Below are 11,975 nucleotides of genomic sequence, written 5' to 3'. Positions count from 1 at the left end.
TCCCCTCTCCCTTCCAGGGAGAGGGTTAGGGTGAGGGTAATCTAGCTCAACCGATAATGCCTGTTAGGCTTCAGCGCCTCGGGCTTCTCCGCCTCGTCGTTCATATCCCGCAAATCACGCTCAATTGCCACGCAAATTGCATCCAGCGGCAGGTCGTTATCCTCGGTACCAAACGGATCTTCCAGCTCTTCGGCCAGCGAGTCGAGAGAGATAAAGGTGTAGGAAACAAACACCGAAACAAACGGCGTCATGTAGTGCAGGTCGGTCACCAGGGCAAACGGCAGCATGATGCAGAAGATATACACCGTGCGGTGCTGGATAAGACTGTAGGCGAACGGCATCGGGGTAGAAATAATACGTTCGCAGCCGCCGGAAACCGCCGACAGTTCGTTCAGGTGGTTGTCCAGACTGCGCCACAGCACGTCAGAAATAACGCCTCGTTCGCGCTGCTGGTTCAGCCAACTGCCCATCAGCATCAGAATGCGGTTGCACGGGGCGTGGCTTTCGCTGACCCAGGCCAGATCTTGCGGGCGCAGGTAGCGGCTAAGCGTTTCCTGCTGCGGCTTTTTGCGCAACGTCATGCGCAGGCTGTGGCAGAAGGCCACCTGCAAATTCACAAAATGCTGCACGGCTTCAGGCTGGTCGCCCGTCAGCGTTTTCACCTCACGCAGCAAAGAGCGGGAGGTGATAGCCAGTTGCCCCCACAGCAAACGCGCTTCGTTAAAACGCGCGTAACAGGCGCTGTTGCGGAACCCGAGGAAAATAGCGATGGCCACGCCGAGGATGCTGAACGGTGCGATGGTGAGCTTTATCCCGAGGGTTTCATACCACGGCAGAAAGAAAATAACGCTAATCGAAAGAGCAAGATTCAGCAGCAGGCGGGAATAAATTTTTTCCAGTACCGAGCCATGCCAGACGAACAGGCGAGCCAACCAGTGTTGATGCGGGCGAACGATCATGATGAGTAACAGAATAGTAACAAGAGCCTGTATTTAACGGCAGACCGTGACGCAGATCAACATTTATCACTACAGAATATTAACAACAGGCCACCCCAGAACGGCAGAAGGTGGCCTGAAGAGGCTATCAGGCGAGTTTGAACACCGAGACGGCTTCGTTGAGCCGCTGAGACTGATCCTTCAGAGAAAGCGCAGCGGCAGAAGCTTGCTCAACCAGCGCGGCGTTTTGCTGCGTAACCACATCCATTTGCAGCACGGCCTGGTTAATTTGCTCGATGCCGCGGCTTTGCTCGTCGGTAGACACGGCAATTTCCGCCATTAGCGTGGTGACTTGCGTTATGGAAGATGAGATGCGCTTCATGCTTTCCCCCGCGCGGTTAACCAGCTCGCTGCCGTTGATAACCTGCTGGCCGGACAGCTCAATCAGATCTTTAATCTCTTTTGCCGCCACGGAGGAGCGCTGGGCAAGGTTGCGCACCTCGGAGGCGACCACCGCAAAACCACGGCCTTGTTCACCCGCTCGTGCGGCTTCTACCGCTGCGTTAAGGGCAAGAATATTGGTCTGGAAAGCAATGTCTTCAATGATGGAGATAATGCTGTCGATTTTGCCGGAACTGGTTTCGATATTGCGCATGGAGCCTATCACCTGGTCGACGATTTGCTGACCTTCGCTCGCCGCCGCGCGCATACCGTTAGCCAGCGTATTGGCCTGATGCGAGCTTTCCGACGTCCGTTTAACCGTGACGGTAAGCTGTTCCATACTGGCCGCCGTTTCGCCCAGAGAGGCCGCTTGTTCTTCGGTGCGGGCAGACAGGTCGGTATTGCCTGCCGCTATCTCTTCTGCGGCATAAGCCACGGTGGTACTGGAGTCACGCACCTGGCCAATGATGTCGGTCAGCGACAGGCGCATTTGCTCAAGGCTGTGCATCATCTGGCCGATTTCATCATTGGATTTGATATCAATCGAGTGATGCAGCAGGCCGTTGGCGATTTCAGCGCAGTGCGACTTCGCGGTATCCAGCTCTTTAAGAACGCGAACCTTCAGCAAAATAAACACGGCGGCGAGGATCGCGATAAACAGCGCGGCAAACAGGCCGATGGCAACAAAGCTGGAGTGGAAGCCCGCCTGCGCATCTTCATTTAGCTGACGCGCGTGCTGTTCTCTGAACGCCAGCAGCTTATCCAGCGTGATTTCGAACCCGCGATCGAGCGCAGGGATGGTGGTCGTGACCAGTTCAGCGCTGCGGGTTTTGTCATTGGCTTTGGCGGCGTCCAGCAGGAGCTGCAGGCCACCGTCACGATAGGCAAGCCAGGCAGCTTTATACTCATCCGCCAGCGCCTGTTCTCCGGGCTGCTTCACCGCCGCCTGGTAACCCTGGAAACTTGAGTCAGCTTTGCCCAGCGCTTCCTTTGCACCTTCCAGACTCTGGCTTGCCCCTGTGGCGTTGCCTGAATCCATCTCCTGAATCGCCTGCATGGCGCGAACGCGCATCGTGCGGCTGTGGTTAATCGGGTCAATTACGGATAACACGACGCGGATTTCACTGTTTACGTCATTGAGGGCGTGATTGCTGCGGGTAAGGGACCAAATGTTGGACGCCGTACTGGCGAGAAAAATAAACAATAGCGTGCTGAAAACCAAAATCGAAAAACGCCTGACTGACATAGTACATCCTTAATTCGGTAAAATATTCTCATCCCAGCCAGCCGCTAAGAAGTTCAACACTGCTGGCTGTAGGGTTATCGGCAGCGCGAAGGGGATATTTACCGAACGGCGAATATAGAGCACAAAGTGTAATCTTACTGTCATCTGGCTATTTTATAACTCCGGTACCTCAACCACCGATATGTATAAAAACCATGAAATTAAAAACACTTGCCTTACTTTTCAGTACCGTTTTCCCTCTGGCTGTTTACGCTGCGGATGCGCAGGTAGAACGTTACATTGTCACGTTCCCTCAGGGGGATAGCGTGGCCTACAAAGGAGAATACGCCGCTAACTTCCCTCATGGATTGCCGGTAGGCGTAGGTTCCGGCCTGACCTTTATGGGCAAGCAGGGCGACGACCTGATCTTTACCACCGTGACGGATCGCGGGCCAAACGCCGATTCGCCGAAAGCCGGGAAAAAAGAGTCCAAGATTTTTGCAAACCCTGACTTCACGCCGCTGCTGATGACCCTCCGCGTTGGCAAAGGCAAGGCCGAAGCTATAGACGCGAAGCCGCTGCATGATGAGCAAGGGCCAGTTAGCGGGCTGCCGCTGCCTGAAGGGCTCATCGGCGCTACCAATGAAATTGCCCTGAGCGATACGCTGCAGCAGTTGAAGAGCGACAAGCGCGGGCTGGATACCGAAGGCGTAACGCCGGACGGCAAAGGCGGTTACTGGCTGTGCGACGAGTACGGTCCGTTCGTTATCCATGTGGATGCTGACGGCAAAATCCTGAAAAAATATGGTCCGCAGGCTGAGCAAGGTGAACAGGGCGTGGCGGGCGGATTGCCAAATATTGTCAAATGGCGCCAGCCTAACCGTGGGTTCGAAGGCATAACCCGTATGCCGGATGGCCGTATTATTGCAGCGGTGCAAAGCACGCTGGATATTGACGGCAAAACCAAAAACAGCGCGCAATTTACCCGCCTGGTGAGTCTCGACCCGGCGACCGGTAAAACAGAAATGTACGGCTACCCGATAGACGTGGAGGTCTATAAAAAAGCCAAAGATGCCAAAATTGGCGACATCGTGGCGCTGGATAACCACCGGCTGTTGCTGATTGAGCAAGGCGGCGACAAGAACAAGCAGATGCGCAACCTGGTGTATGTGGTCGATCTGAACGGCGCGTCCGACCTGGCTGGGTTCGATAAAGAAAAAGCCCCTGAGTTTGATGATGCTGAGCAACTGAAGGCGCGCGGCATCAAGCTGGCGAGCAAAAAAGAGGTCGTCGACCTGCGCAAGCTGGGCTGGCAGCAGGAAAAAGCCGAAGGTATGGCGCTGATTGATAACCAGACGATTACCGTGATCAACGACAACGACTTTGGCCTGCAGGCTGTGCTGCAAAACGCCGATGACTACCAGGTTGACGGGAAAGGTCATCTGTTGAAAGACGGCACGGCAGTGGAGACCAAAATCGAGCTGAAACCGCTGGAAAAACCTGAATCGCAGAACGATTTCTGGGTAATTAAGCTGCCCGAACCCCTGAAGTAATCTCTATCCAAAAAGCCATCCCGAAGGATGGCTTTAGGTTTAAATCGCTAACTGTTTATTTAGCGCCTCTATCTCTGCCCGCCACTGTTTTTGCAGCGCCGGTTTCTGGTGCTTCTGCTTGCGGGCTGTGTCCTCCGCCAGCTTTTCCTCCAGCTCGATAAGCCGCTCCAGTAGCACATCACTTTCACCCGAGGGCTGAGCTACGGTTTGCTCGGGCTGTGGGCTCGCGTCGGCCACCGGTTGCCCGGTTTCCTCTGCGGTCAGCAGCGCGTACAGCGCGTCCAGGTCGTGCCATTCGCTTAACACGCCGTTATCTACCAGCCAGAAGCGGTTACAGCTTTTGGCTATCAGCTCACGATCGTGGGTCACCAGCAGCACGCCGCCTTCAAAGGTTTGCAGCGTTTCCGCCAGCGCCTCTTTGCCTTCCATGTCCAGGTGGTTGGTCGGCTCGTCCAGCATCAGCAGGGAATAGCGGGCCAGCGTCAGCCCCACAAACAATAGCCGTGAACGTTCACCGCCGCTCAGCGTACTGACGGCTTGTTGATGCCGCAGCCACGGGAATCCGGCGCTGATTAACGCCATTTTCCTGTCCTGCTCGCTGAGCGGGGCAAAAGGCTCCAGCGCCGCCAGCAGCGAGTCGCCGTCGTGAAGCTGATGCAGCGTCTGGTCGTAATATCCCAGATGCACACGAGGATGCAGGTGAATGCCTTCCTCGCGTTCTGGCTGCTGATATTGCTGCCAAAGCAGGCGCAGCAGAGATGACTTGCCGCAGCCGTTACGGCCTATCACCGCCACGCGGTCGCCGCTTTTCACTCTCTGCAAAGGCAGAGTGAACAGCGGTTCACACTCCGGCGCAGGCCGAACCTTCAGCGCTTCCAGCTCCAGCAGCCTGTCGGCAATCAGCGCTTCGCCTTTCAGCTTAAGCTGCCACTGGCTGCCGGCCGTGAGCTCGGTTTGCTCGTCCTTCAGCCGGTCGATGCGCTTCTCCATCTGCTTGGCCTTTCGGGAAAGGTCTTCGTTGTCGTAGACCCGGCCCCAAATGGCCAGGCGTTTGGCGCTGGCGGTAATGCGGTCAATTTCCTTTTGCTCCGCCTGATGGCGGTGGGCATCGGTCCTGTCGCGCTCTTCCAGCGCGCTGCGTGCCTGAGTACACGGCAGCGCAAAGAAATGCAGTGAACGATCGCGCAAAATCCAGCTGCCGTTGGTGACGTTATCCAGCAGGCTACGGTCGTGAGAAACCAGCACAAAGCTGCCGCTCCAGCCGCGCAGGAACTGCTCCAGCCACAGCAGCGTGGGCAGGTCGAGGTGGTTGCTGGGTTCATCCAGTAACAGCAGGTCAGGCTTGCTTATCAGCGCTCGCGCCAGCAGCAGGCGGGTATGCTGCCCGCCGCTCAGCGTGCCGGAGGTCAGCTGCCAGTCCGTTTCGCTAAAGCCCATGCTCGCCAGCAGTGCTTCCGCACGCCAGCGTTCGCTATCTCGCAGGTTATCCTCAATTTGCGCCAGTACCGCATCTAGCATGGTCATCGCGTTAAGGCTTTCCGGCAGATGCTGCTCAACCCTTGCCATCAGGCAGGTGGCCGCGCGCGTAACCGAGCCGCTGGTGGGCGAAAGGGTGCCGTCCAGCAGTTTCAGCAGGGTGCTTTTGCCACAGCCGTTATGACCAATCAGGCCAATGCGGTCGCCTTTTTTCAGGGTAAAAGTGATGGACTCCAGCAGCGAACCGAAAGCGGTGTCGAGGTGCAGAGATTGGGCGGTTAATAAAGTGCTCATAGGTGCTTACTCAAGAGTTATGGCGTGCAAACGCCTCGTCGTATAACGCTGACGATAACCCGGTAAACCCGAGGGAAGGGATTCAGTAAGTTTCTTCGCTCAAGCCGAAGTTATCGCAGCACGGAACCGATAACGCTTGAGCAGAGACGATCGCCAAAAGTATGCGAACGGTTAAAGCGCTCACAAGACATCATGGGGATCCTCCTTATATTCGTTGAGTGAATGGGTAGGCGGATTGTAGCGGGAAAGTTAACGGGTTGCCACCTGCCAGAAATTGTTGTGATTGCCTGCTTGCTAGCTGTAGATCCGTTTACGAAGGTATGGCGAATATCCCGTTCACTTCAAATGCTGATTTATATGTAGCCACTGCACCGGTGAACGTGTCCGGGGGATAACGCCATCCCCCGAACAGCCCCGGCGCCCGGCGAGCTCATCGCCGCTGAAGCGGTAAACCCACCGGCTATCACCCATACATTCGGGGTCGATGAGAGCCGGGAACAAATCTTCCCCTCACCCCGGCCCTCTCCCAGAGGGAGAGGGGGAAAACAGCCAACGTGAAACATTGTTTATTCCCTCTCCCTTCCAGGGAGAGGGTTAGGGTGAGGGTAAAAAATAAGAAGCGAGGCTCGGTTCCGGCTTAAATCGCCTCCGTTTTCTCTCCGACTGGCCAGGGTCCGGACGTCGGGAACGGCCGGAGGCTGAGAGCGTCGGGAACGCATCTCAGCCGACCCAGGACTGGGAGATAAAACGGAGGTCTGCCGCTTTAGCGGTCGATTTATTTGGCCGGGAGTCCGGGGTCTCGGGGAAGTGACGGTGACTTCCCCGAGTCGTTCACCGGTTCGGTGGTGACATGTGAACAGGACTGGAAGTGAACGGAACCTTCATCATTTCTTCATAGAGCATCGTGCCGATCTACTCAGCGATAATGTTCCCCAATTTACCCCAGCAGCTTCAACAGCGTTTGCCGCTGCTTATCGTTAATATCCAGCGGGTTCTGGTAACCGATATTTTCCGTGGCTCGGGTATACAGCGCGACCAGCCAGTCATAAACATAGCTGGCGTTGCCGCGTGTGGGCTGCTCGCCGAGCTGCGTCAGTCGGCGGCTGATATCCGCCTGTGCGGGAGGGGCAAACACCGCCAGGCCCTTGTTCACGCGGCTTGCCGGGCGGCCAGAAACGGGCACGCTGGCGTAGCCCAGCCAGGCAATGAAATCACCCAGCACCGTGCTGGCGCGGGAGATATCCAGTTCAAGCCCTGAATCACCGTTTTGCATACTGCGTTCCAGCATCAGCGGCACATCCAGCCGATAGCTGGCGACGATCAGCACATCGCACAAAGCCTGAAGCTGCACGCTGTCCAGGCCAAACTGGTGCGCTGCCTCGCGGCGATGGCCCAGCAGGCGCAGGTGGTTAACCCAAAGCTGATGCACGGCACGGGCATAGCTAATGCCCTCGCTCTGCGAGGCTTCATGCTCGGTGCCGTCGGCAAACAGGTCTATTTCCAGCGCAAAGCCTTCCGGCTTAGGCTGATGCTGCTGTTGATGCTGTAGCCAGCGCTGCTGAAGCGCATCGCGAGACGGTACAAGGCTTGCCAGCAAATTTCCATGCTGGGTGGCTCTCGCCTGCAGGGCGCGCACAAGATCTTCGGCCTGCTGGCGTGCCTGCTGGGGCGTAACCTGTTGCGCGTCAATAAAGCGCTGGAACAGCGCGACAGTTTGCGTGTCCAGGTCGTTGCGCAGTGCGGCAATACGCTGCTCCCGGCGGGTGGTATTGAGCGCATCGGTCAACCATTCCAGCAGGCGATGCATGTTTCTACTGTCCAGCGCCTGTAACGTGCCCCAACGTTTACCCGGATAGCCGACCAGACGCTGAACGCCGTCATCAAGGCTGGTACCCAGGGTAAAGCGGGCATCAAACGGGGTAATCGCCCAGACCAGGCCCGGCAGCGCACTGTGTCCCGGACTTTGGGTGCTGTCCACCCACCACGCCAGCGCTTTGCCCGCCGCCTGCACTTCACCGCGCTCATTGACGGCGTTGCAAACAAGCAACGTGTCCGGCTGCAGGCGAGTTGTATACCAGGTCAGCAGCTGAGGAGGAATATCCAGTAAGTCTACGTTGGCCAGCGCCGACGGCTGGCTGAGGGTAAAAATGACTTCCGCGCACAGCTGGGCGAGATCGTTTTGCGGCAGGCTCAGATGGGAGCCAGGCAGATTATCCACCAGCGGGCAAACCATCACGTCAGCCTGTTCAGGCACGTCTTGCGGGCCAGTCGGGATCAGAAAGCCCTCTGTCGGGAGCAGGAAGCTGTCGACGACCAGGCTTGCCGGGGCCAGCACTTGCTCCACGCTGCCGAGGTGCTGCAGCGCCAGCGCCAGCCGCTGCCAGGTTTCCGTCAGGGCGCTATCTTCCCCCCACAGCAGGGCGAACAGCGCGGCCCGATCTTCTACGCAGAGGTAAGGTGCAAGCTGCGCCATTTGGTAACCAACGTGCTCGTCCAGGTGATTCTGGCGACGCTGGAGGCGGTGGTAGCCGTGCAGCAGATCGGCAGTTTCTTCGCTGGTTAAGCCTGGCGTTTGCACGGGCTGACGGCGGGACTCAAGTTCGGTCAGGCGCAGGGCAACCGCGCTGGACGTCGCCAGGCGAGGCGCGTCAGAGGCGTGATAACGGTTGATAAACTGCTGTGCCAGTTCGGCTTCGCTAAACAGCGTCAACAGCAGCGGGTAATTATCCACTTCCGGCGCGTGCTGCGCGCTAAAACGCACCGCCATGGTGGCTGGCGTATGCCCCGGATTGATGTGCGTCAGGTAGTCCAGGCGCTTATCGCCGAGCTGAATATCAATGCGCCCGTTCGGGCTGCCCTGCAGGGTATTCAGCAGGTGGTTTTTGCCGTCCAGAGCGTGACCATAAATTCCCAGCGTCAGCGGAGCGTCTTCCAGCGCGCTGATTCGGCGCTGGCGTTCGCTCAACTGCTGCAGGCGGGCCAGCAGGCTGTCTGCTTCGTTATCCAGCAGCGGAGAGAAAGTTCGGGTCATCTGAACCCAGGTCACCAGAGGGCTGAGCGAGGTAGTTAGCTGCTTCATTTTTGGTAAACGCTCCCGCTGTCTATCCAGTAATGCGTCGCCCCGCTGTAGCTGCCAGCGAGGGTATTCAGTTTAAAACTAAGCTGTTCGAGAGGGACTTTGCTGCCGTCCGACAGCCAGGCTTCGGCGAGGTGAAACGACTCGGCCTCGCGGGTTTGTTTCAGGCGTACGTTCAGCACGCCGTCTCCGGCGATAGATTTCGCCAGCTGCGGCGAGTTAATCGCCAGCGTGTAGAGAGGCGTGGCCGGCCAGCGGGCGTTATCCAGCTGGCGGAAGCCCAGGCAGGCGTTGCCGCGCAGCGGGAAGTGGACTCGGGTGTCCAGGCTCGCCTGCGGGCTGTCGAGATCGATATCCCGGTACCAGACGTTGTCTTTCAGCAGCCGGTCGTTGCCGTCCAGCATGCCCAGATAGCGCACGGTGGAATAGGCCTGAATATCGGCGGCCTTAAAGTTAAAGCTCGGCAGACGCAGGTCCATCGCCAGGCTGCACAGCATCGCGCCCACCGCGGCGGTAGATTTCGGGTTGCCGATGCGGCCCTGCTGGCTGAACGGATACCATTCATGGGTCTGGTAGTTATCAAGCCAGACGATGCGGTTAACCGGCACCGGCTGGAGATGGCGCAGCAGCGCCTGCACGCCCGGCAGGCAGCCCGGGCGACCGGTGACTAACAGCACGTCACAACAGTAATGGTTGATAACCTCGCACAACGCCTGCAGCGGCGCGGTGAGGGTAAACTGGCCCGCCAGTAGGGCATCCTGCAGCGCGGCAATTTCTGCCTGCAGCGGCACGCTCATGATGTCGAACTGCGGCGCATCGGCCGGTAGCTCATGCTGCACGGCCTGCTGAACGTAATTGATCACGTTGCGGGTTGGCCGCTGGCTCAGCAGCTCGCCAAAGGTGGCTTCAAGTACGGCATTCGGCTCTTCCGGGTCGCTCTCTTCCCAGAATGACAGCACCGCATGCCCAAGCGGAATAAACAGCTGCAACGCGGTTTGCTGGCGCAGCGTGGCGCGGGTATCCATGCGGCCGGACTCCCCGAACAGCGTGGTCATCAGGCCTGGCGCGTCGGCTACGCCTGCTTTATGGATGTGGGTCTGTAAAGCGGGCAGCACGCAGCGCTGAATCACGTCCAGCAAAATATCGTCCCCGGCGACCTTAAAACCTTCGCGGAATAGCAGGCGCGGGGCGATTTTCACGTTGCTGCCTACGCCGTCATCCAGCTGGTACTGGGTGATGGCCATGTCGGTGGTACCGCCGCCGATGTCAATCGAGGCTACGCGCAGGGTTTTACCGACAGGTTCGTCCGGCGTCAGGGCGCGGTCAGGGCGGGCGAGGCTCTCAAAGAAGCGCCCGGTTTGCCCGGCATAGTTAACCAGCGCTTCGTTATACAGCCAGACCAGCTGGCCGCAAGTCGCTTCGTCCCACTCCATCTGCACTTCTGGCACCGACACGATGCTTTTCTTTTTGTCACGCTCGAGGGTGAACCCGTCGTCGGTCGGGTGCCAGTCCATCGCCTTCCACACCAGGCCTACAGCCTCCTGCATACGCTGGCGGAACAGCTCGCGCTCCGGCTTCGGCATGGCGGAAGGCAGCGTCAGGATCAGGTTACGCAGCTGGCGAGGTGAGGTCGGGTGCCCCATGCTCTGGCGGGAGCCAATACTGTTGATCTGCATCAGCGCCTGAGAGAGCAGCTCGCACAGCATCAGCGTCATCAGCGAACTGCGGCTGTACTGCGGCGAAAACACCGGCAGACGCTCGTCCATCGGCAGGGCGTACAGCGGCTGCCCGTCATCGTTCATCAGGTTCATCAGCGGGAAGGCGGTTGCCAGCGGCTCGCGTTGGGTTTTGACGCCCATCTGGCTGAAGCGCCAGTCCTGGCTGGCTGGCGTGACATCCCACAGGTAGCGGCGCGGGCTGGAGATCCCGCTGGCGCCTTCGGTGCCGAAGCGAGCGCAGGCCATGCGGCGGGCTTCATCGCCGACGCGGGCAATAGAAGGCCAGACAAAAGCGTCGTCACGTCCGCTTTCGACGGAGAAATGCTGCTTGCCGAACTTCGCCTCGCTGAATTCAAGGCGGCTGGTGAACATCGCGTCGTTGATCAGCTGTGGCTCGCTCAGGGAGCGGATTTGCAGCTCGGCGGTCTGGCGCAGGCCATCGTTCTCTTCGCCGTGATCTTCAATCAGCACGCCGCAGGTATGGGTGTTGCCGACGTCGAGCACTAAATCTACGTCAATCGGCGGGGATTGCAGGGTCGCCGTGACGATTTTCACTTCCGGCACCGCCAGTTGATTGCCGATAAGCTCAAGAATATTCAGGTAGTGAGCCTGGTACTCAAAGGCTTTCATCGCCGCGGTGAGGTCGCGCTCCGAGCGTTCTTCAACGCGGGTGGCGAACTGAGCAAAGGTTTCGCGCAGCCAGCCGTCCACCCAGGTCTGATCGAGAAACTCTTTGATCTCGTGGTTATGCCAGGCAAGGGCAAAACGAGCGCCGTTACGCACGTCGCTTTCGGTTGGCGCAAGGTGCGCGGCCGGGTGGTCATCCGCGTAGATCTTGCTGTCCAGGGCGATGCTAATGCGCACGGTGTTGCCCGCAGGGTCAGGCGTTTCCAGCACCCGAACCTGAACGCGCGCCCAGTTATCGGGGCCACCAACAAAGGTACGGGGCGGGTTAAAACGCAGGAAAGGCAGCGGCAGCCAGGTCTTATCCATCACCCGCAGGGAGTGGCCAAGCGTAATGGTGCTTTCGGGTTTCACCACTTCTGGCGCGGCGCCGTTTTCTCCCGGCAGGGTAAATTTCCCCGGCACCACGTCGTAGTCCAGACGCAGCAGCGGGCCGTTGGCCGTCTGGCGTACAAAGCGCCCGGCGTGGGCGGCGTTAGTCTGCGGCGCAAGGCCGAAATCCAGGAACTGAATGCCGCTGTCTTTGATGAGCGTGACGCTCGGCTTGTAGTGAAAAAGGGTCGCCAGCAT

General features: G+C 58.4%; 6 protein-coding genes. 1 reads left to right on the top strand and 5 read right to left on the bottom strand.

From position 1 onward, the window contains the following. Nucleotides 1-41: 41 nt before the first annotated feature. Together ACE38U_RS08970 and ACE38U_RS08965 are read right to left on the bottom strand one after the other, a co-directional pair. Nucleotides 42-959 (bottom strand): bestrophin family protein, encoded by a 918-nt coding sequence (locus ACE38U_RS08970; protein WP_176982668.1) that lies wholly within the window; start codon nucleotides 957-959, stop codon nucleotides 42-44. A gap of 127 nt (nucleotides 960-1,086) precedes the next feature. Continuing rightward, nucleotides 1,087-2,625 (bottom strand): methyl-accepting chemotaxis protein, encoded by a 1,539-nt coding sequence (locus tag ACE38U_RS08965; protein ID WP_176982667.1) that lies wholly within the window; start codon nucleotides 2,623-2,625, stop codon nucleotides 1,087-1,089. Between the two features lie 194 nt (nucleotides 2,626-2,819). On the opposite strand from ACE38U_RS08965, the gene ACE38U_RS08960 reads away from it, so the two are divergent. Then, nucleotides 2,820-4,157: an esterase-like activity of phytase family protein gene (locus ACE38U_RS08960; protein ID WP_375529558.1), complete on the top strand. Its 1,338-nt coding sequence runs from the start codon at nucleotides 2,820-2,822 to the stop codon at nucleotides 4,155-4,157. Between the two features lie 39 nt (nucleotides 4,158-4,196). Here ACE38U_RS08960 and ACE38U_RS08955 read toward each other — a convergent pair whose 3' ends face one another. From ACE38U_RS08955 to ACE38U_RS08945, 3 genes are all read right to left on the bottom strand, one after another. Beyond that, nucleotides 4,197-5,927: an ABC-F family ATP-binding cassette domain-containing protein gene (locus ACE38U_RS08955; protein ID WP_375529557.1), complete on the bottom strand. Its 1,731-nt coding sequence runs from the start codon at nucleotides 5,925-5,927 to the stop codon at nucleotides 4,197-4,199. 937 nt (nucleotides 5,928-6,864) lie between these two features. Beyond that, nucleotides 6,865-9,006, bottom strand: a complete 2,142-nt coding sequence (locus ACE38U_RS08950) for a virulence factor SrfC family protein (RefSeq protein WP_375529556.1) — start codon at nucleotides 9,004-9,006, stop codon at nucleotides 6,865-6,867. Beyond that, nucleotides 9,003-11,975, bottom strand: a complete 2,973-nt coding sequence (locus tag ACE38U_RS08945; RefSeq protein WP_375529555.1) for a virulence factor SrfB — start codon at nucleotides 11,973-11,975, stop codon at nucleotides 9,003-9,005. Before ACE38U_RS08945 ends, ACE38U_RS08950 begins: the two co-directional genes overlap by 4 nt.

This window comes from Cedecea selenatireducens (assembly GCF_042138895.1).
Lineage (GTDB): Bacteria > Pseudomonadota > Gammaproteobacteria > Enterobacterales > Enterobacteriaceae > Cedecea > Cedecea selenatireducens.
Note: the sequence above shows the minus strand (reverse complement) of the source record. Positions and strands in the feature narration are given on the sequence as shown.

Coding starts and splice junctions, on each gene's coding strand:
- ACE38U_RS08965 (WP_176982667.1), bottom strand. CDS start 2,625: ATGTCAGTCAGGCGTTTTTCGATTTTGGTTTTCAGCACGCTATTGTTT.
- ACE38U_RS08950 (WP_375529556.1), bottom strand. CDS start 9,006: ATGAAGCAGCTAACTACCTCGCTCAGCCCTCTGGTGACCTGGGTTCAG.
- ACE38U_RS08945 (WP_375529555.1), bottom strand. CDS start 11,975: ATGCTGGCGACCCTTTTTCACTACAAGCCGAGCGTCACGCTCATCAAA.
- ACE38U_RS08955 (WP_375529557.1), bottom strand. CDS start 5,927: ATGAGCACTTTATTAACCGCCCAATCTCTGCACCTCGACACCGCTTTC.
- ACE38U_RS08970 (WP_176982668.1), bottom strand. CDS start 959: ATGATCGTTCGCCCGCATCAACACTGGTTGGCTCGCCTGTTCGTCTGG.
- ACE38U_RS08960 (WP_375529558.1), top strand. CDS start 2,820: ATGAAATTAAAAACACTTGCCTTACTTTTCAGTACCGTTTTCCCTCTG.